The 19,401-nt window shown below is 57.2% G+C and carries 19 protein-coding genes and 3 tRNA genes; 1 reads left to right on the top strand and 21 read right to left on the bottom strand.

Annotated elements, in window-relative coordinates:
- The 10 genes from polA to HMPREF0908_RS03995 all read right to left on the bottom strand — a co-directional run bounded on the left by polA (position 1) and on the right by HMPREF0908_RS03995 (position 7,753).
- The gene (gene polA / locus HMPREF0908_RS03955; RefSeq protein WP_006690147.1) at positions 1-2,625 is read right to left on the bottom strand and encodes a DNA polymerase I; all 2,625 of its coding nucleotides are present in this window, start codon (positions 2,623-2,625) and stop codon (positions 1-3) included.
- Positions 2,622-3,131, bottom strand: a complete 510-nt coding sequence (locus HMPREF0908_RS03960) for a cob(I)yrinic acid a,c-diamide adenosyltransferase (RefSeq protein ID WP_040572399.1) — start codon at positions 3,129-3,131, stop codon at positions 2,622-2,624. Before HMPREF0908_RS03960 ends, polA begins: the two co-directional genes overlap by 4 nt.
- 80 nt (positions 3,132-3,211) lie before the next feature.
- The gene (gene ndk, locus HMPREF0908_RS03965; protein ID WP_006690149.1) at positions 3,212-3,625 is read right to left on the bottom strand and encodes a nucleoside-diphosphate kinase; all 414 of its coding nucleotides are present in this window, start codon (positions 3,623-3,625) and stop codon (positions 3,212-3,214) included.
- A complete protein-coding gene (locus tag HMPREF0908_RS03970) occupies positions 3,625-4,155 on the bottom strand; it encodes a gamma carbonic anhydrase family protein (protein WP_006690150.1) in 531 nt (176 codons plus the stop codon). The genes ndk and HMPREF0908_RS03970 overlap by 1 nt, the downstream gene beginning before the upstream one ends.
- A gap of 58 nt (positions 4,156-4,213) precedes the next feature.
- Positions 4,214-5,446 carry a tRNA nucleotidyltransferase/poly(A) polymerase-related protein gene (locus tag HMPREF0908_RS03975; protein ID WP_040572517.1) on the bottom strand — a complete coding sequence of 411 codons (1,233 nt, stop codon included), beginning with the start codon at positions 5,444-5,446 and terminating at the stop codon, positions 4,214-4,216.
- 59 nt (positions 5,447-5,505) lie between these two features.
- Positions 5,506-5,582, bottom strand: a tRNA-Ile gene (locus tag HMPREF0908_RS03980).
- A gap of 73 nt (positions 5,583-5,655) precedes the next feature.
- Positions 5,656-5,730: transfer RNA gene (locus tag HMPREF0908_RS03985), tRNA-Gly, on the bottom strand.
- Between the two features lie 4 nt (positions 5,731-5,734).
- Positions 5,735-5,809 (bottom strand) — tRNA-Gly (locus tag HMPREF0908_RS03990).
- 56 nt (positions 5,810-5,865) lie between these two features.
- Positions 5,866-6,030, bottom strand: a complete 165-nt coding sequence (locus HMPREF0908_RS11015) for a hypothetical protein (protein ID WP_006690152.1) — start codon at positions 6,028-6,030, stop codon at positions 5,866-5,868.
- Between the two features lie 4 nt (positions 6,031-6,034).
- Positions 6,035-7,753, bottom strand: coding sequence for a HAMP domain-containing methyl-accepting chemotaxis protein (locus HMPREF0908_RS03995; protein WP_006690153.1), 1,719 nt, complete (start codon positions 7,751-7,753; stop codon positions 6,035-6,037).
- A gap of 180 nt (positions 7,754-7,933) precedes the next feature.
- On the opposite strand from HMPREF0908_RS03995, the gene HMPREF0908_RS04000 reads away from it, so the two are divergent.
- Positions 7,934-8,263, top strand: coding sequence for a hypothetical protein (locus tag HMPREF0908_RS04000; RefSeq protein ID WP_006690154.1), 330 nt, complete (start codon positions 7,934-7,936; stop codon positions 8,261-8,263).
- 43 nt (positions 8,264-8,306) lie between these two features.
- Here the strand turns inward: HMPREF0908_RS04000 and HMPREF0908_RS04005 are convergent, their stop codons facing one another.
- From HMPREF0908_RS04005 to HMPREF0908_RS04055, 11 genes are all read right to left on the bottom strand, one after another.
- Complete coding sequence (locus HMPREF0908_RS04005; RefSeq protein WP_006690155.1) at positions 8,307-9,092, bottom strand: response regulator transcription factor; 786 nt, start codon at positions 9,090-9,092, stop codon at positions 8,307-8,309.
- Positions 9,085-10,788 (bottom strand): sensor histidine kinase, encoded by a 1,704-nt coding sequence (locus HMPREF0908_RS04010; protein ID WP_245522901.1) that lies wholly within the window; start codon positions 10,786-10,788, stop codon positions 9,085-9,087. Before HMPREF0908_RS04010 ends, HMPREF0908_RS04005 begins: the two co-directional genes overlap by 8 nt.
- A gap of 131 nt (positions 10,789-10,919) precedes the next feature.
- A complete protein-coding gene (locus tag HMPREF0908_RS04015; RefSeq protein ID WP_006690157.1) occupies positions 10,920-12,584 on the bottom strand; it encodes an ABC transporter permease in 1,665 nt (554 codons plus the stop codon).
- Positions 12,581-13,681, bottom strand: coding sequence for an ABC transporter ATP-binding protein (locus HMPREF0908_RS04020; protein WP_006690158.1), 1,101 nt, complete (start codon positions 13,679-13,681; stop codon positions 12,581-12,583). The genes HMPREF0908_RS04015 and HMPREF0908_RS04020 overlap by 4 nt, the downstream gene beginning before the upstream one ends.
- 80 nt (positions 13,682-13,761) lie before the next feature.
- On the bottom strand, positions 13,762-14,817 hold the full coding sequence (locus HMPREF0908_RS04025; RefSeq protein ID WP_006690159.1) for an extracellular solute-binding protein: 1,056 nt from the start codon (positions 14,815-14,817) through the stop codon (positions 13,762-13,764).
- 139 nt (positions 14,818-14,956) lie between these two features.
- Positions 14,957-15,676, bottom strand: a complete 720-nt coding sequence (lptB, locus tag HMPREF0908_RS04030; RefSeq protein ID WP_006690160.1) for an LPS export ABC transporter ATP-binding protein — start codon at positions 15,674-15,676, stop codon at positions 14,957-14,959.
- 10 nt (positions 15,677-15,686) lie between these two features.
- Positions 15,687-16,382, bottom strand: a complete 696-nt coding sequence (locus tag HMPREF0908_RS04035) for an LptA/OstA family protein (protein ID WP_006690161.1) — start codon at positions 16,380-16,382, stop codon at positions 15,687-15,689.
- Positions 16,379-16,927 (bottom strand): LPS export ABC transporter periplasmic protein LptC, encoded by a 549-nt coding sequence (gene lptC / locus HMPREF0908_RS04040; RefSeq protein ID WP_006690162.1) that lies wholly within the window; start codon positions 16,925-16,927, stop codon positions 16,379-16,381. The genes HMPREF0908_RS04035 and lptC overlap by 4 nt, the downstream gene beginning before the upstream one ends.
- A complete protein-coding gene (locus HMPREF0908_RS04045) occupies positions 16,924-17,841 on the bottom strand; it encodes a lysophospholipid acyltransferase family protein (protein WP_006690163.1) in 918 nt (305 codons plus the stop codon). The genes lptC and HMPREF0908_RS04045 overlap by 4 nt, the downstream gene beginning before the upstream one ends.
- A gap of 17 nt (positions 17,842-17,858) precedes the next feature.
- The gene (locus HMPREF0908_RS04050; RefSeq protein ID WP_006690164.1) at positions 17,859-18,416 is read right to left on the bottom strand and encodes a KdsC family phosphatase; all 558 of its coding nucleotides are present in this window, start codon (positions 18,414-18,416) and stop codon (positions 17,859-17,861) included.
- On the bottom strand, positions 18,416-19,396 hold the full coding sequence (locus HMPREF0908_RS04055) for a KpsF/GutQ family sugar-phosphate isomerase (protein WP_006690165.1): 981 nt from the start codon (positions 19,394-19,396) through the stop codon (positions 18,416-18,418). The genes HMPREF0908_RS04050 and HMPREF0908_RS04055 overlap by 1 nt, the downstream gene beginning before the upstream one ends.
- Positions 19,397-19,401: the final 5 nt, after the last annotated feature.

The following is a 19,401-nucleotide window of genomic DNA, read 5'->3' on the forward strand; positions in this document are numbered from 1 at the left end:
TTACTTTGCCTCCGCCCAGTTCTTCCCAACATGTACATCGACGGCAAGCGGCACAGCCAGCTCTGCCGCCCCGCTCATCGCTGTGCGCAGAAGCTCCGTGACCGTCTCCGTCTCCTCTGCCGTGACCTCCATGACAAGCTCGTCATGCACCTGCAGCAGGATGCGGCTCTTTACGTCCGCCGCCTGCAGTGCGTCGTAGGCGCGCACCATCGCGATCTTGATGAGGTCAGCTGCCGTCCCCTGAATCGGCGTATTCATCGCCATGCGCTCCGCGAAGGAGCGCTGCATATAGTTGCGGCTCGCGAGCGCAGGAAGAGCGCGCCGCCGCCCGTAGAGCGTCGTCACATAGCCGTTCGTATGCGCATCCGCCACAATTTTGTCGAGGAAGGTGCGTACGCCGTGATAGCGTTCAAAATAACGATCGATATAGCCGCCGGCCTCCCTGCGCCCGATGCCGAGATCGCGCGCCAGACCAAAGTCGCTGAGCCCGTAGACAATGCCGAAATTGACCGCCTTTGCACGGCGCCGCTGCTCCGGTGTCACCGCGTCCAGCGGCACACCGAACACCTCCGCTGCCGTGCGTGCATGGATATCCTGCCCGTGACGGAACGCGTCAATCAGCGTCGCATCGCCCGACATGTGCGCGAGGATGCGCAGCTCGATCTGCGAGTAGTCCGCCGAGAGGAGTGCGTCATAGCCCTCACCCGGCGTAAAGAGGGCACGCACGGCGCGCCCCTCCTCCGTCCGCACGGGGATGTTCTGGAGGTTCGGGTCGGAACTCGAGAGCCGCCCCGTCGCCGTCACGGTTTGGTTAAAGCTCGTATGGACGCGCCCCGTGGCGGGGCGGATGAGTGCGCCGATGCCGTCGAGATAGGTCGAGCGCAGCTTCGTCCACATACGGTAGGTCAGCACATTATCAATGATGGGATGCTGATCACGCAGCCCCTCCAAGGTTTCCGCATTGGTCGAGTAGCCCGTCTTGGTCTTTTTGACCTTCCCGCTGCCGAGCCCGAGGTGCTCAAAGAGGATCTCCCCGAGCTGCTTGGGAGAGCTGATGTTGAACTCCGCCCCCGCAAGTGTATGAATCTCACGGGCAAGCGCATTGATGCGCTCTGTCGCTGCCGCACGCTCGCGCTCAAGTGCCGCGCGGTCCACGTAAACGCCCGTCTGCTCCATCGCCGCAAGCACAGGGACAAGCGGCAGCTCCACCGTGCGGTAGAGCTGCATCAGCCCCTGCGCGGCGAGCTCCGTCTCCATGACGGGCTGCAGGCGTGCGCCAAGAAGTGCCTCGCGGACAGCGTACGCCTCGGAGGAGAGCCCCTCCGCCGAGGTCGCAGTACCAAGGAACGCAAACGCCGCGCGCGCAATGTCGCGTCGGCTCTCCTCGGGGTGCAGCAGATAGTCCGCCAGCTCCAGATCAAAGACCTGTGCCGTCCCCTGCAGCCCCGCCTGTACGTAGCGCTTCGCATTCCAGAGCGTGACGGAGCGCTCTGCCAAGCATGCCAGAATCGCGGCAAAATGCGGAGACGACGCAGATGCGATGCGCCGCTCCCCATCCACAACGAGGGCGAGTGCCGTAATCTTCACGAAGGGCGGCGTACCCGCAAAGACGCCGCCGACAGCGGCCTTCTCCGCCGTGCGCAGCAGCGCCATATCGGCATCACAAAATTCCGCTGCCGTGAGGTCAGCCGCAGGTGCAGTCTCGCCAAAGAGCGACTGCTGCGCTGCGGCGGAAGCCGGTGTCTCAGCCGCTCCTAAGTACTCCGACAAGGCACGCCCGACCGTGCGCAGCTCATAGGCATGACAGAACGCCTCAAGCGCAGCACGGTCGGGCTGCATGCGGAATGCCTCCGCATCGTAGCGCAGCTCCGGCACATGACATTCGATCGTGGCGAGCTGCTTGGAGAGCAGTGCCTGCGCGCGATATTTCGCGAGCGACGTGCTGAGCTTTTTCCCGCTGACCTCTGTGGCATGGTCAAGAACGTTCTCGATGGTCTCATAGGCAAGCAGGAGCTTCGTCGCCGTCTTCGGGCCGACGCCGGGCACACCCGGAATATTGTCCGAGCTGTCCCCCATCAGCCCCTTCATATCGATCAGGCGGATCGGCGGAAAGCCATACTCCTCCTCGAACGCCGCCGTATCATACGCCTTCGTCTCACTGATGCCCTTCTTCGTCAAAAGGACGGTGAGCTGCGGACGGATGAGCTGCAGGGCGTCGCGGTCGCCCGTAATGACGCGTGTCTCCACGCCCTCTGCCGCCGCCTGCACCGCGAGCGTGCCGATGATGTCGTCCGCCTCGTAGTCATCAAGTTCGAGAAACGAAATGCCGAGTGCCTCCGCCAGCTCCTTCAGCAGCGGAATCTGGGCGATCAATTCCTCCGGCGTTTTGTCCCGCGTTCCCTTGTAGTCGGGATAAAGAGCCGTGCGAAACGTCGTACGGCTCCTGTCGAATGCGATGACGATCTGTGTCGGCGACAGCTCCTTCAGGAGCTTTACGAGCATCATGGCAAAGCCATGTACTGCATTCGTATGAATTCCGCGCGCATTCGGCGGGAGCTGCAGCGCATAGAACGCGCGAAAGAAGAGGCTGCTCCCGTCAATGACGGCAAATATTCCGCTGCTCACAGGTTCGGCTTGTCCTGATCCTCAAGGCGCATGAGGATGAAGATATAGTCCGAGAGACGGTTGAGATAACGCAGGTCGATCTCTGCCACAGAACCGCGCCGCGCCAAGGTCCACGCATGGCGCTCCGCCGCCCGTGCCGTCGTGCGCGCGAGATCGAGCATTGCACTCGACTTCTTGTCGCCCGGGATGATGAACTCCCGCAGCTCGGGCAGGCTCTCCTCAATGTCCGCGATCGACTTCTCGATGCCTGCGACCATTTCCTCTGTGATGCGCGGTGCCTTGTTGCGGCTCGCGAAGTCCGCCATCAGCACACCGAGCTGCTTCTGCAGGTTGTAGATACGCTCCTTGACCTCGGGGCTCGTCACGAAAGCACGCGCCATTCCGAGGGTCGAGCCGAGGCTGTCCACGGCTCCATAGACCTCCACGCGCATATCATCCTTCGCGATACGCTCCCCCGTAAAAAGGCTCGTCATCCCCTGATCGCCGGTTTTTGTCGTTACACTCATCGTCATATTCCTCCTCTGCCGATAAATGCACCCGATCATACCGTGTATGATCGGGTACAGCAAACATCATTAATTAATTTCTAGAAGATCTCCGTCTCACTGAAGAAGATATGCACCTCGCGCGCCGCACTCTCGGGACTGTCGGATGCGTGAACGGCGTTCTCACTCCCATTTTTCGCAAAGCGCTTGCGGATCGTTCCCTCGGCCGCGTTCGCAGGATTCGTCGCGCCGTGCAGCTCGCGCACGCGCGCAATCGCATTGTCCCCAGCGAGTACCATCGCCACGAGCGGTGCCGAGGTCATGAACGCGGCGAGCTCTCCGTAAAACGGCTTTTCAAGATGCTCTGCATAGTGGATGCGCGCAATGCGGTCCGTCATCTGCGTCATCTTCATCGCGCGGATCTCAAGCCCCGCCTCCTCGTACGCCTTCGTAATGTCCCCGATGTGGTGGGCACCGACAGCATCCGGCTTAATGAGAACCAAGGTACGTTCCATTACTTCATCTCCTCAATGATACGTTTATACTCTGCTCCAAGGTCGGCGTAGTTGAGTGCCGCCGCCTGAAGTGCCTCGATTTCGTCGTCGCGCAGGGCGCGTACGATCTGTGCGGGATTGCCGAACACAAGAGAATTCGATGGAATCTTTTTATGCTGCGAGAGGAATGTCCCCGCGCCGATCACAACGTTTTCGCCGATCTCGGAGTAGCCCATGATGATCGAGCCCATGCCGATCAGCGTATTCGATCCGATATGGCAGGTATGCACCACGGCATTGTGCCCGATGATGACACCGTCGTCAATCCGTACGGGCGCATCACGCATCACATGGATCGTCGCATTCTCTTGGATGTTGGTATTCTTCCCAATTGTAATGGGCTGAAAATCCCCGCGCACTACAGCGCCGAACCAGACGCTCGAACCGGCTCCGATGGTCACGTCGCCGATCACGGCCGCCGTGGGCGCAATAAACGCCGTTTCATCGATAACGGGAGTCTTCCCGCGATAGGGCAGAATGATTTTGTCCACCAATACGCGCCTCCTTCGTACAGATTATCCAGCATCATACAAACGTATTATAACACGCTTATTCCTTCTCCAACAAGAGTTTTTTCAGGATGGCGATGTGCGCCGTACGCAGCCATGCACCAATTTCCGCACCGCGCAGCGCAGGCGGCGCGTCACGCCCCGTAACCGTGCGCATCGCTGTAAGATATGCCTCTCCGCAGCGGAGATACCGCGGCAGACTGCCGTGATCGGCACGAATCACAACGTTAAAGTCCGCGACAGAGAGCCCTGATGATTCAATTCCAAACAGGAGATCCACGATCTTTCCGGGATGCGTCAGGCGCGGCGCACGCATGTGCTGACGGATCACAAACGCCGCCGCCTTTTTCCAATCATGGGGAAGTGTCATGCGTTGATTCCATGATGCGAGTGCCTCAAGCCCTGTTTCTTCATGTCTGTAGTGATGCGGCAGCATCTCCTGCGGCGTTCTCCCCTTGCCAAGATCATGCACGAGCGCACAGAAGCGAACGATGATATTGTCTGACCTCTCCGCGACAACATCGAGCATCGCCATCGTATGAGCATAGGCGTCGCCCTCGGGATGAAACTCCGTCGGCTGCGTCTGCCCGACAAGTGCCGCGATCTCCGGAAACGTCACCGTGAGGAGCTCTGCCGCATGCAGCACCCGGAAGAACACCGAGGGGCGCGGCGTCATCAGTGCGCGCCGCAGTTCTCCCATCAGGCGCTCGGACGGCTCATGGCCCAGTTCCTCCGCACAGGCGTGCATCTGTCCCAATGTTTCCTTCTCCACCCGATACCCGAACTCTGCCGCCTGCCGTGCCGCGCGCAGGGCACGTACAGGATCCTCCGAAAAGTGGGGAGATACGGCGCGGATGATGCCTGCCGCAATGTCCGCACGTCCGCCGTAAGGATCAAGGAGCGTACCTGCAGGAAGCTCCACTGCCATTGCGTTCATCGTCGTATCACGGCGGTAAAGATCCTCCTCAATCGACACAGAAGGATCAAATTCGACATCAAAGCCGTGGTAGCCCATCCCTGTCTTGACTTCTCTGCGGGCAAAGGCAACCTCACAGCACATGCCGTTGATGCGGACATGGTAGACGGGAAATGTGCGGCCGATCTTCTCCGCGCACGGAAAGAGCGCACAGAACTTCTCCTTCGTAATGCCCGTCAGCACATAGTCAACATCCTTTGCCTCTGCCCCGCGGAAGCAATCACGCACACATCCGCCCACACGAAAAACGCGCGCCCCCGCCGCACGTACGACATGCACAAAGGCCGCCTCAATCATCTCCTCGCCTCCCTCACAAAAATAAAAAAGCATCACCTGCGCGATGCTCTCATTTCGATTGGTGGGCCCACTTGGACTTGAACCAAGGACCGACCGGTTATGAGCCGGTTGCTCTAACCAACTGAGCTATAGGCCCCAAGCAAAGGGGAGAGCGTCAAAGAACGCCCTTCTTCAAAAAAACCTGCGCTGTGCGCAGGTATGAAAAACGATGGAGCGGAAAACGAGGCTCGAACTCGCGACCCCCACCTTGGCAAGGTGGTGCTCTACCACTGAGCTACTTCCGCAGAATGGAGCGGAAAACGAGGCTCGAACTCGCGACCCCCACCTTGGCAAGGTGGTGCTCTACCACTGAGCTACTTCCGCATCCTAACAGTGCTGTCAATCAACGGATATTATTCTAACAAGAGACAGGTTTTCTGTCAAGAAATAATTTTAATTGCCGTCACCGTATGGCAGCACATCCCTTCGCGCAGTTCTTCCCGCAAAACAATCTCAAAGCCGCCCCCCTCACAGCAAGTCCAGCCATGCCGTATGTGCTGCACAAAGAAAAATCCGCGCTGAAAGTCAGCGCGGATTCCCTTCATCCATTTACACCTTGAACTGATCCGTCTCTGTCTGCAGATCGTTTGCCATATCGGCCAGGCTGCGGCTCGAGGAAGCAATCTCCTCCATGCCGGCGGCCTGCTCTTCCGTTGCCGCAGATACATTCTGCGACTCGCTGCCGATCCCCTTTGCCGAGGCATCCACCTCAGTCATGCCATTGATGATCGTCCCCATATTCTCACGCAGATGCAGCACGTGATCACTGACGACAAGCGATGCCTTCTTGACATCCTCCACCATCTTCAGGATCTCGGAGAAGCTTTCGCCCGTTGCCGTGACGTTCTCCTTGCCCTTTTCGGCCTCACGGCGTCCTTCCTCCATCGAGGCGACCGCCTGGTCCGTCTCATCCTGAATGCTGCGGATGAGCTCAGAGATCTGCTGTGAGGCGTTCTGTGACTCCTCAGCAAGCTTGCGTACCTCTTCGGCAACAACAGCAAATCCACGTCCATGCTCGCCGGCACGTGCCGCCTCAATCGCCGCATTGAGCGCAAGCAAGTTTGTCTGACCCGAGATATTCGAGATGATTTCGACGATGTTGCCGATCTCCTTTGAACGCTCACCTAGCTTGCTGACGATCTCACTCGTCTGCTGAACCGTCTGTGCAATGGAGTTCATCTGCTCGACCGTCGACTGGACAAAGGCATTACCCTCTGCCGCCTTTTCTGCCGTCGCCTGTGTCTGCTCACGTGCATGACGCTGATTGGTGATTGCCTCTTCGAGGCCCTTCTGGAACTCTTCAACCGTCTCATGGCTCTTGTGGACAATGTCCACCTGTTTCTCTGCCGCCTCTGCAACCTCTGTGATGGACTGCGCCACGCTCTGCGTCACCTGTGCCGACTGGTTTGCATTCGCCGTCAGTTCCTCGGACGAGCCGGCAACATCCGTTGCCGTTGCCTTGATCTTGCGGATCATCTTCTGCATGCTCTCGACCATCGTATTAAACTGATGTGCAATATGTGCAAATTCATCATCGCCGTCCAGCTCGATCTTCGAACGAAGATCGCCGCCGGCAATATGACGTGCCCCATCCAGAATCGTATCGACCGACCTCTTGATGCTGCGAAGGAGCAGGACGAGGGTAATAACCGACAGGATAACAACGATCACGAGCGCAATCAGTGTCGTCGTCTTAACCTCTGAGAAAACATCCTCACTGTATGCCATCTCCGCGCGCGCGAGACGTACGCTGTCCGCCTTGTCCTCCTCTAAGAGTTCGGTCATACGTTTATAAACATCAGACTGATCATTGAGAGCCAAAGTGATTGCCGCATCATGATCGCCTGCATCCATAAGATCCGTCGCACGCTGACGCACATCGGCGTATTCTTTGCGCTCATCCTTTAGTTTGCTGATGCGTGCAAGCTTCTGTGAACGATCCGACTCGTTCGGAAACGGTGCCTCCTGGATGGCCTGCTCATACTCTTCGTATGCCTTATTCAGCTTCGGTGTGAGTTGGGATATGAGCCCTTCCGCACGGGAACGCTCTGCTTCGTTCGGCGCCATAATGCGCATCAGCTCATACTCACGCCCGTCGGCCGAGAGAGCCTGCACCTGGCTGCCCACATTGATAACATGCGCCCACTTGAATACGCTGACCGTATTTTCATTCAGCGTACTGCTTGAATGATTCGCATAGAATCCGTAGGCAGCAAACATAACCACCAGGAATCCGACGCTCAGCACAATTTTCTTTGCTACTGACATTTCTCAAACCCCTCCACAAAACCCGCACAGGGCTCATCTCCCCGTGTCCAATGATACGGTCTTCCTCAGATGATTTTCATTATAGCATCATCCCTGCCGAATTACCATATGGCAATAAAGATTTTTCTATGATATACTAACATTATTACAGCAAATAAATAGACAAGAGGACGAATACTTATGGCAAAAATGTTAAAAAAGCTGCAAAGCAAGACAGCGCCGCAACAGGAAGAAAAACAACAGCGTCCGCCAGGCAAGGACTACGTTCTCCTCATTCTGATGGCGATGTCCGTGATCCTCGTCATCGCGGCATGGGACACTCTTGATACGCTGACGATCACCATGTACATCCTGCTGACGCTTTCACTCGGGTTGACATACACGCGCCGCCATGCGGCAGATCGTCTGACAGAGACGCAGATGATGCTCGTCACGCGCGGCAGCATGGTCACCATCGGCATCGCAGGCGCACTTTTCCTGCTCGACGCCTACTATCGCTACATCGCATAGAACCGATGCGAAAGCCCCGACCTGCACTGGGTCGGGGCTTTTTCTATTCATCTGCCGCATCCCGTTCGCTTCGCGTGCGAAATTGTCCCGGTGTGCAGTTCATGTATTTCTTGAACACGAGCGTAAAGTACTTATAGTCCTGAAACCCGACGCGTGCACCGATCTCATAGATTCGCCCGTCTCCCGCACGAAGATATTCCGCCGCCCGCAGAATGCGGTAGCGGTTGAGGAAATCGTTAAAGGTGTACTTCGTATCCTGTTTGAAACACTTCTGCAGATATGTCTCGGACACACCGTACTCGGCGGAAATATCCCGCAGCGACAGTCGTTCTGCATAGTCCGCGCGAATGCGGCGCAGAAGTTTTCCCGTATATTTGCCGACCGGTGCCCCCGCCGAGGGAAAAATCTCCACTGGTGCAGATGCGGCATGTTCCTGCGCCAGGCGCTGCGTCTCTGCCCTCCTCCGCAGGCGCTCCTTCGCACGTACAAGGCTCTCATGAAGCGCATCGAAGTCCACGGGCTTCAGCAGGTATTCCGCGACATCGAGAGAGATTGCGCGTTTGGCATAGCTGAATTCATCGTACCCCGAAAGAATGATCGCCTCATAGCCGCGATCTCGGCTCTGCTCGAGCATCCCGAGCCCATCGAGGTACGGCATCTTCACATCAGTGATAACAATATCCGGACGGAGTGTATCGATTTTTTTCAGTCCGTCTATGCCGTCCATTGCCTCGCCGACAACCACACAGTCCTCCTTCAGCCAATCCACCGCATAGAGGAGTCCGCGACGAATGATATCTTCATCCTCAACGAGCAAAACTTTATCCATGTTCTTCCCCCTGCTGCAGCGGCATCCGCAGGATGACCTTCAGCCCGTTTCTATACTCCGCAATCGTCACGCCATAGGCACCGCCGTAAAGCAGGCGGAGCACCCGATGCACGTTGTAGAGGCCGATGTGTTCCGGCTCTGCCGACGCCGACGCAAGCATAGCGCAGATCTCTGTATACTTTGCCGAGGTCATGCCTGGACCGTCGTCTATCACGCACAGCAGCAGATCTCCCTGTTCCGCGCGGCACTCGACGCGCAGGCGCAGTTCACGCGTCTGCTCCAGTCCATGGACAATGCTGTTTTCAACGATCGGCTGAAGGAGCAGCTTTGGCACACGGCAGCTGCGCAGTTGCGCAGGGAGCACGATATCGTAGGTCAGCCGATCGCCGTAGCGCATCTTCTGGAGGGTCAGATAATCCTCCACATAGCGGATGTCCACGGCAAGCTCTGCCATGTCCCCGCTCGCACGAATGCCGTAGCGCATCAGGCGGGCAAAGGCGACAACCATCTCTGAGGCGCGCTTTGGATCGATGAGGATCTCATAGCGCAGTGCCTCCATTACGTTAAAGACAAAATGTGGATTGAACTGTCCCTTAAGCTGACGTACCTCCATACGGCGCTTGCGCTCGGCGAGCTCTGCATTGCGTGCGAGCAGACGTCGGATGCGCGCAAGCATCGCATTATAGTCTGCATAGAGGACGTCAAACTCATAGAAGCTCTGCGGCAGATCCTGCGGTCCCATATCGCCGTCCCGACACGCACGTACTGCACGCAGAAGCCCGTCGACAGAGCGCAGGCTGCGCTCCGTCACCCTGCGCGTGAGCACCGGCATGGAGAGAAGGAGCAACACACTGAGCGTGAGCAGAAAGACTGCCCCCGTCGCGGCAAGCTGCTGCTGCCGCAAGAGCGAGGTCATCGTGACAACGCGCACACGCCCCTGCGCACAGGACTGCACAGCGGCATAGGCAGGCTGCCCATCTATTTCCGTTCTGCCGCTCTCCTCCACCGATGCCGTAAACTTTCCAAGCGTCTTTTCTGTCAGGCGATCCGTTGCGAAAATCACATGGTCAAAGGGGTCCATCAGTACAACCTGGTCGGCGCCGCCGCGTATGGCGAGTGCATGGAACGCCTCGGTCCGCAGGGCAAAGACGAGATAGCCTGCCGTTCCGCCGTCCTCGCCAGGCACAACAGCAGAAAAGGCATACACTGCCCCCTGATCGTAGGCAAGCGGCAAAAGTACCGTGCTGCTCACTGCTGCATCCGGCGTCCGGTTCAAACGCAACAGTTCCCTGCGGATACCATCATGACGGGCAAAACTGTCACTGTTTACCGCGTAAAGATTCGACGCGCATACTGTCCCGTCCTCCCGCAGCAAGGCAAAATCGGCGCGCAAAGGGCCTGCGAACGAGAATGCATAGAGACGGCGGTATGCCTCCGTAACTGTCTGCCCATCCAATGCACCGCGTACATCCTCCATGCGGGCAAGGCTCTGTACCCCCGCATCATAACGCTGCCACTCGGCATCCGCCACCGCTGCGATCGCCGCGCATTCCTGCTCAGTCTCACGAACAACGCAGACTTCATAGTATAAAACGACAAACACAGCATAGCTGACGAGCATCAGTGCAATAAAGACAAGGATGGAACGCATGAAAAGGCGGCGGATATACGTGCGAAAGCGAACCGACTGTGCCACGGATCCTCTCACCTTCTCTTCCAATATAATCAGTCTTTCCGAAATATTATAAAACGAGAGCACTGCAAATGCAACGCTCTCGTTTTCAATCGTATCACCGGCGTCTGACCGGCACGATCAGAAAGAGTGGATCAGATACTGATATCGCGCCGCCCTGTCACTTTGTAAAAGAGCAGCAGGGAGAGGATGGACGTGACCGTGAGGATGGTCGCATAGGCGGAGGCATTCCCATAATTGCCGCGTATGACCTCCGTATAGATCGAGACAGTCAGTGTTTGATTGGCATTAGTATAGAGGATAATCGACGAGCTCAGCTCACTGATGATCGTCACCCAGCTCATGATCGCACCCGCACAGACCCCCGGAAGCATCATCGGAACGGTCACGCGCGCGAACGTCGTCATCTCCGATGCGCCGAGCGACACCGCCGCCTCCTCGATGCTCGGGCTGATCTGTCCGAGGGCAGCAGCACTCGATCGCACCGTATACGGCATCCGTCGTACACTGAACGCGATGATCATGATGAGCATTGTCCCGCTAATGACAATCGGCGGACTGTTGAACGCGAAGAGGAAGGCAATGCCGAGCACCGAGCCCGGGATGATAAAGGGAAACATCGTAATCGTATCGAGCGCATTGTTGACCGCATTTCTCTTACGCATGCTCAGATAGGCGACGAGAACACCGATCACGACAACGACGGCAATGCTGAGTATCCCAAGCAGATAGGTGTTCAGCACCGCATCGTTATCCTTCGCAAAGAGCGTCGCCTCATAGCTCTGCAGCGCATAGCCGCCCGTAAACACCTGCCCGCCGTTGCTGCGGAGGAACGACGTATAGATCACGACGACCTGCGGCAGGATCGCAAGCCCTGTCACAAGATAGGCAAAGCCATGGGCGGCGATAGTGCGCAGCCCCGCCGCACGCTCTGCACTCATCGGCTTGAGTGCCGTCATGGCATAGGTACTCCGCCGTGCCAGTATCCGCTGAGCGAAGAACATGGCAAGGGTCAGTCCGATCATGATGACGCAGATCGCCGCGGCGAATCCATCGTCGCCGCCGACCTCTCCCATGAACTGTGTATAGACGAGGACAGGCATCGTCTTGTAGCCCTCGCCGATCAGCATAGGCGTACCAAAGTCGGCAAAAACACGCATAAAGACGAGCAGTGAGCTTGCGAGAAGTGTCGGCATCACGAGTGGCACGATAATGCGGCGAATCCGCCCGATGCGCCCGCAGCCGAGGCTCTCCGCCGCCTCGTTCAACGAGTTGTCCATATTCTTCAGCGCGCCCGAGACATAGATATAGACGAGAGGGAAGGACTGCAGCGTAAAGACGAGCAGGATCCCCGCAAAGCCGTACACACCGTCAAAGGAAAGACCGAAGGCACTGTTCACCAGCTGCGTTATGACACCATTACGCCCGAGCAGCTGAATCCATGCGTATGCGCCGATGAACGGCGGCGAAAGATAGGAGATGACGATGAGAATGTTGAGAAAACTGCTCCCACGTATCTTCACGCTGCGCATCAGATACGCCATAGGCAGACCGAGTGCTGCCGAGAGCAGCGTCGCACAGACCGTGACGCAGAGGCTGTTCACCATCGTCTCCCAATAGAATCGCTTGGTGAAGAACCGTGCAAAGTAGTCCCATGTCACCCCGCCGGAGACTGGATCGACGAAACTCTTATAGAGGACAAGCACAAGCGGATAGAGGACGAAGATGCCAAATGCTGCGAGGATGAGAATACTGAGGATCGACCATAACGATAGATTTTTTCCCGCGCCGCCCTTCATGACAGATCACCTTCGATCAACGTCGTCTCCGCATCAGCGCGGAAAACATTGATGCGCTCCGCCTTGACGCGCAGGGTAACGCGTGTGCCGTCGGCGAGCAAGGCACCGTCTTCCTGACCGCGGATCGCTTCGACTGCCCGCCCCTGCGCCGTTTCGAGAAAATAGTGCGTCGTCAGGCCAAGGAATACACTGCTCTTTACAACGGCGGGGATGCCATCCCCCTCGCCCTCCGTTATGATAAATTCCTCCGGGCGAACGGAGACGACCACCGCTTGTCCGTCAAACGCCTCAGCGGCAAGATTCTGCATTGGCACGCGGTAGTCCGGCAGAAGCTCAACTGACTTGCGGTCGGCCTCTGACCGCACGACCCCGTCAAAGAGATTCGAGAGGCCGATGAAGGTCGAGACAAAGACATCGGCAGGACGGCGGTAGATCTGCTGCGGGCTGCCGATCTGGCGGACAACGCCGCCCTCCATGACCGCGATACGGTCGGAGACGGCAAGCGCTTCCTCCTGATCGTGTGTAACATAAACGGTCGTTATGTCGATCTGCCGCTGGATCTGCTTAATCGCGTTGCGCATCTCCACACGCAGCTTCGCATCGAGATTGGAGAGCGGCTCATCCATGAGCAGAACCTCTGGTGCGATGACAATGGCACGTGCGAGCGCGACACGCTGCTGCTGCCCCCCTGAGAGCGCCGTCGGCATACGATCGCGGAGCGCATCGATCTTCACCACACGAAGGATCTCGTCGACGCGGCGGTCGATCTCCTCTGCGCTGACACCGCGCATCTTCAGACCAAATGCGACATTATCGCGCACTGACATGTGCGGGAAGATGGCGTAGTTCTGAAACACCATTCCCATGTTGCGCTGATTCGGCGGGACATCGTTGATGCGACGGTCGCCGATCCGTATTTCACCGCCCTCAATCGAATTGAAGCCAATAATCATGCGGAGCAGCGTCGTCTTTCCGCAGCCCGACGGTCCGAGCAGTGTAAAGAATTCACCCGGCCGAACATCGAGAGACAGCCCGTCGATGACTGTGTGATCACTATATTTTTTTACGACATTGTCAATATGAATGGATACACTCACCGTGTTTCCCCCCCTTTCCCGAAAAAAGCGAATTGCACACGCCTTGCGGCGGCAGCAATTCGCTCCTGTCAGGCTGTCTGCTACTGTTTGAAATTCTCGAGATGCTTATTCCACATTGCAACGATCTCATTCTTATGCTGTGCTACCCATCCCTCGTCATAGTTCGAGAAGAGTGCAATGTCCTTCATCGGCGTCATATAGGATGCGAGCGGCACATCTTTGCGCAGGGGGCGCACCGTCAGTTCCTTGCCAGCTGCTTCCTGAATTTTCTGCGAGAGCATATAGTCAACGAACTTCTTCGCATTCTCCGGATGCTTGCAGTCCTTGATGATCTGTACCGACTCACCGGGGAAGATCGCACCTTCCTTGGGGAAGACCACCCGCACAGGCGCACCATTTTTCACATAGGTTGCCGCAGGATCCTCCCACGTGAGACCAACCGTATACTCACCGTCCGCCACGCCCTTGTGGACGCCGCCCGAACTGTTCAGGATCTTACCGTCAAGATTTGCGATGAACTGATCGACGTATGCCCACGCTGTATCCGACATGGGGTCGCCGTTCGTCCCCTTGGCATAGAGCATGGCGATCAGTGACTGCAGTGCCGAGTTCGATGCCGCCGGATCACCGAAGGCGATCTTCCCCTTCAAGGCAGGATTGAGAAGATCCTCAAAGCTGTCGATCTTCATATCCCCCGCCAGATTCTTATTGACGATCATGACGGTCGGATCAGCAAAGGCGGGAGAGAAGTATCCCGTCTTATTGCGAAACGCCTCCATCATATTCGCATCCTCAGGGGAGACATACTCCATAAAGAGATCCTTCTGCGACTCGAGCGTCATCTGATCCGACGCCCAGAGAATATCGCCCTGCGGATTCCCCTTCTCCGATGCCACGCGCTTGAGGAGCGGCCCTGTCCCTGCAACAATGACATTGACCTTGATGCCCGTGTCCTTTTCAAAATTTGGGATGACAAGGTTATTCAGGCTCTCACTGCGTGCCGTATAGACCGTGAGCACCTTCTCCTCCTCGCCGCCTGCCGCCTTCTTGTCCGTGCCGCCGCCACAGCCTGCGAGCATCGTTCCCGCGACCGCAGCCGCCGCGAGAACGGACAGCCACTTCTTCATCCGTTTCATTCTTCTTCCTCCTTACAGCAGTAAAATTCTGTTAATTTTGATTTTATCATATTCTACGAATTTGTATATCCACAAAACAAAAGGACTATCCAAAATACGAAACAAAAAAACCAACCTGCATGCACAGATTGGTTATTTTTTACAGGCTGAAATTCTCGCCGAGATAGAATTTACGTGCGACAGGGCTCTCGGCGATGGTCTTGCTGTCGCCTTCGAGCAGGAGCTTGCCCTCGCTGAGGAGGTAGACGCGGTCGACGATGTGGAGCGTCTCACGGACGTTGTGGTCGGTGATGAGAATCCCCATGCCGCGCTGGCGCAGATACTCAATAATCTCCTGAATATCGGCGACGGCAAGCGGATCGACGCCCGCAAACGGCTCATCGAGCAGGATGAACTGCGGTTCGAGCGCAAGACAGCGCGCGATCTCGACGCGCCGCCGCTCGCCGCCCGACAGCTCCGTCCCGCGGCGGTCGCGGACGTGCCCAATGTGGAACTCTTCGAGGAGGGCATCCAGCTTGTGCCTCTGCTCTGCCGCCGAAAGCTTTGTCGTCTCCAAAATCGCGGCGATGTTTTCCGTGACGGTGAGCTTGCGAAAGATGGACGGCTCCTGCGTGAGGTAGCTGATGCCGAGTTCGGCGCGGCGATACATGGGATAGTCCGTAATGCAGATGTCGGAGAGATAGACATCACCGTGCGTTGGCTTCTCCAGGCCGACGATCATGTAGAACGTCGTCGTCTTGCCGGCGCCGTTCGGTCCAAGGAGTCCGACGATCTCGCCCTTGTCGATGCGCACAGAGATGCGGTCGACCACGGTACGGCTTCCGAACTTCTTGATGAGGCTGCGGGATTCAAGATGCATAGATCGCTCCTCACTCTGTCATGGCAGTACCGTCCTCAGCCAGATAGACGGTCATGTGATTGCTGCGTGCCATATTGTTGCCCTGGAACACCCATGCATTCCCATCCAATACGACATACGGTTTCGGATCATTCCCGTAGTAGTCCATGCGGTCTCCGCCGCCTTCAAGGTCACGTGCAGGACACATAAGATGTGCGTTGCCAAGTCCAGTAAAGCGGCTCTGTTTCAGCCAGCCTTCAAGATGATCCGCCGAGAGTATCCCATCCGTACTGGTAATTGTCCCCCCTGACGATGCAAGAATATGATCATCCTGCGTGGGATAGTAGTCCACTAAGGAACCGGTAAAGGTACGGTCTGCCTTCACCATGCGGACACTGCCGCTTGCCTGCCAATGCTCCTGTCCGGCAGCGAGAAGCCGGTCGCAGGAGAGCTGCATATCATCGCGCTGTGCGCGTACAGCGCCCTCAATCGTTCCCTCCTGTGTCTTCGTATTATAAGAAGCATGGGCTCCTTCAATATGTCCTGTCCCCTGTTCCATGCGGACGCCGCCCTCCGCAGTAATTACTCCAGTGCGCGTATCATAGGTCAGGCGATCCGCTGAGAGGGTTGTCTGTTCCGTATTCTGCGGTGCTGCCGCCACAGCCGTACAGACGGCTCCTGCCGTGAGCAGAAGCAGGATACTGCGATACAGTCTCTTCGTCGTCATTTTGATTCTCCGCCCTTTTCTATGTGTGCATTGCCCTCAATGGTAAACTGTCGGAACTCATCTGTACTTGCGATGCGGTCGCCTCTCGCATACAGATTATCACGGGTGAGGACGGCATCGCCGTCTGCGGAGAGCACGCGATCTGCCGCTGTCCATTGAATTGCGTTGGAGCGCAGGATGATTCCGTCACTTGTCTCCGCGCTGATCCCCCCCGTAAGAATCACATCGTGGGTGCTGCTGTCCATATGTCCCTCGTCCGCCTTCAGAGAAAGGGTTCTTCCATCCTCGCCGTAAAAGATTCCCTCAATCCCCTGCATCGTCGTATTCTGTGTGTCAATATCTACGCTCATTTTTTGTGCAGTGAGCGTCCAAACCAAACGGCCGTCCCGTTCCTCACGGAGTGTATTGTCCTCGTAGGACATCACACGCCCACCGGACTGTGCATCATCAGATGCAGGGGGTTCCGGTACCGTTGCCGCAGCCCAGATGATGAGCGCGAGCAGAATCGCTGCCGCAATACCGCCCGCGATTTTCTTTCGTATCATCCGTTCCTCTCCCCCTGCCCTGCTGACACATGGTGTTTCCCTGTCTTTTTCTCTTCGGGCGCAGTGTTCCAGCGTTTTTGGAACCAAATCCACTGCGTCGGATTCTCGCGGATGATCCGTTCGACAATTGCCGTCATCTGCACGGTAAACTCATGGAGATCACGGTCACTGTCCCCCGTATTCGGACAGCGCATGATCGCCCCCACGACGACCTTATGTTTTCCATTCGGCTGACGCAGAATAAAAGCAGGTACAACGGGTGACTTGAACTTGCGCGAAAAGACGGCGGGACCGAGCGGTGTCGATGCCGTACGTCCTAAAAACTTGATGAACGCGCCGCCGGGACCACCATCCTGATCGGCAAGAAAGCCAAGCAGATTGCCGTGCTTCAATGCACGCGCCGCAGCGATCAGCTCGCTCGTTCCGCGCGAGAAGATCTCGACGTGAATCGTCGCACGCAGATCATCGAGCACACGCGTATATTGGATGTTCGGCTGCGGCTTGGCAATCGCACTGACGGGCATCCCATTCAGCGTGAACGCCGCCGATAGCCACTCCCAGCAGCCAATATGCCCGGTGAGGACAACGACTCCATGCCCCTCGGCAAGAGCCTCCTGCATCCGCTCGAGATGGTCGATCTCGATGTAGTCTCTGAAATTGCTCTCGTTCAGCATGGGCATCGCGAGAATGTCGAGAAAGTTTCGCGCCATATTGATAAAGGAGGCTCGCACGAGCTTCTTCGCTGCTTCCTCATCAATGCCGAGTGCGGGCATCATGTGTGCAACAGCACGCCGCCGCATCTTTGCGATGATGAGATAATAGAGATTCCCTAGCAGCCAGCCAAGGGCAAGCAGGATGGGACGCGGCGTGCGGCAGGCAATACGGCTCAGAAGCATCAGCGTACGATAGAGCATGTCCGCACCTCCTTTTCCTATTGTACAGCGTCGCCGGCATCATTCTGAAATGCCGTAAGGACACGATCCCACAGTCCCTGTGTCTTTAAAATGATCTCGTATATCTCACGCACCGCACCGCGCCCGCCGGGCTGCGCGGCGATGATCTGCGCGATCTCCTTGACCTCGGGAACGGCATCCCCGACCGCGCACGGCAGACCGACCTGCCGCATAATGGGCAAATCGACAATATCATCCCCAACGTAAGCGATCTCTTCATCTGTGAGACCCGTCTTTTTTCTGATGTCCGCATATGATGCCCTTTTATCAAGACAGCCCTGATAGACGAGGTCGATATGCAGTTCTTTCGCACGGTTTGCAACAATCGATGATGCACGCCCCGTGATGATCGCCGTCGTCAGGCCAACCTTGCGGGCAAGGGAAACGGCAAGCCCGTCACGGGCAAAGAACGGTTTAAAGAGCTCGCTGCCGTCAGGCGCAGCGTAGATGCCCCCGTCCGTCAGCACGCCGTCCACATCGAGAATCACACATTTTATCTTTTTTGCACGTACAACTGCGCCCTCGCGTATCGGCATCAGACCACCCCCTGACGCAGAAGATCGGTCAGATGCACGATGCCAACGGGAACGCCTGCTTCATCAATGACAGGAAGCACTGTGACAGGGCGCGGCTGATGCTTCTCCATGACGGAAAGTGCCGCCGCCGCCATCTTATCCGGCGCAATCGTGAGCGGCGCGGCGAACATGATACTCTCCACGTCCTTGTCGAGGAACGTGTAGTCCTTCGCGAGAGCACGGCGGATGATGCCGTCCGTCACGAGCCCAATGAACTTTCCGTCCGCATCCACGACGGAAACAGCGCCAAGGCCCTTGTCCGTCATGACAAAGAGAGCGTCCTTTGCCGTCGTATGATACGGCACGACGGGGTTCTCATCACCCGTGTGCATGACGTTCGCTACAGTGAGCAGGAGCTTGCGTCCGAGTGCCCCGCCCGGATGAAAGAGCGCATAGTCCTCCTTCTTGAAGTCGCGCACCGCCATGAGTGCCATTGCCAGAGCATCGCCCATCGCGAGCGTTGCCGTCGTCGATGCGGTCGGCGCAAGCCCCAGCGGGCATGCCTCGCGTTCGACGCCGATGTCGATGTAGAAGTCCGCACTGCGGCCGAGCTGGGACTTCCTCCGTCCGCTCATCGCAATGATGCGGGCACCAATGCGATGGATGATCGACAGGATATTGACAACCTCGTTCGACTCACCGCTGTTCGAGATGGCGATCACGATGTCATCTGCCGTCACCATGCCGAGATCCCCGTGGAACGCCTCCGCCGGATGCATGAAGAAGGCGGGGGTTCCCGTACTCGCAAGAGTTGCCGCAATCTTGCGTCCAACATGACCGGACTTTCCCATCCCCGTCACGACGACGCGTCCCTTGCACGCGAGGATAGCGTTTGCTGCCGCCTCAAAGTCCTTGTCCACACGCTCCGTGAGACGGGCAACGGCATCTGCCTCCAGTTTCAGCGTCTCGACGGCTTTCTGTCGGATGGTACTCTCTTGCATAGCGT

Source organism: Centipeda flueggei ATCC 43531 (assembly GCF_000160695.1).
GTDB lineage: Bacteria > Bacillota > Negativicutes > Selenomonadales > Selenomonadaceae > Centipeda > Centipeda flueggei.

Bases quoted from the DNA above. Each gene is read 5' to 3' on its own strand.
- HMPREF0908_RS03960 (WP_040572399.1), bottom strand. From the start codon at position 3,131: ATGAGTGTAACGACAAAAACCGGCGATCAGGGGATGACGAGCCTTTTT.
- ndk (WP_006690149.1), bottom strand. From the start codon at position 3,625: ATGGAACGTACCTTGGTTCTCATTAAGCCGGATGCTGTCGGTGCCCAC.
- HMPREF0908_RS03975 (WP_040572517.1), bottom strand. From the start codon at position 5,446: ATGATTGAGGCGGCCTTTGTGCATGTCGTACGTGCGGCGGGGGCGCGC.
- HMPREF0908_RS11015 (WP_006690152.1), bottom strand. From the start codon at position 6,030: ATGAAGGGAATCCGCGCTGACTTTCAGCGCGGATTTTTCTTTGTGCAG.
- HMPREF0908_RS03995 (WP_006690153.1), bottom strand. From the start codon at position 7,753: ATGTCAGTAGCAAAGAAAATTGTGCTGAGCGTCGGATTCCTGGTGGTT.
- HMPREF0908_RS04000 (WP_006690154.1), top strand. From the start codon at position 7,934: ATGGCAAAAATGTTAAAAAAGCTGCAAAGCAAGACAGCGCCGCAACAG.
- HMPREF0908_RS04005 (WP_006690155.1), bottom strand. From the start codon at position 9,092: ATGGATAAAGTTTTGCTCGTTGAGGATGAAGATATCATTCGTCGCGGA.
- HMPREF0908_RS04015 (WP_006690157.1), bottom strand. From the start codon at position 12,584: ATGAAGGGCGGCGCGGGAAAAAATCTATCGTTATGGTCGATCCTCAGT.
- HMPREF0908_RS04025 (WP_006690159.1), bottom strand. From the start codon at position 14,817: ATGAAACGGATGAAGAAGTGGCTGTCCGTTCTCGCGGCGGCTGCGGTC.
- lptB (WP_006690160.1), bottom strand. From the start codon at position 15,676: ATGCATCTTGAATCCCGCAGCCTCATCAAGAAGTTCGGAAGCCGTACC.
- HMPREF0908_RS04035 (WP_006690161.1), bottom strand. From the start codon at position 16,382: ATGACGACGAAGAGACTGTATCGCAGTATCCTGCTTCTGCTCACGGCA.
- lptC (WP_006690162.1), bottom strand. From the start codon at position 16,927: ATGATACGAAAGAAAATCGCGGGCGGTATTGCGGCAGCGATTCTGCTC.
- HMPREF0908_RS04045 (WP_006690163.1), bottom strand. From the start codon at position 17,841: ATGCTCTATCGTACGCTGATGCTTCTGAGCCGTATTGCCTGCCGCACG.
- HMPREF0908_RS04050 (WP_006690164.1), bottom strand. From the start codon at position 18,416: ATGCCGATACGCGAGGGCGCAGTTGTACGTGCAAAAAAGATAAAATGT.
- HMPREF0908_RS04055 (WP_006690165.1), bottom strand. From the start codon at position 19,396: ATGCAAGAGAGTACCATCCGACAGAAAGCCGTCGAGACGCTGAAACTG.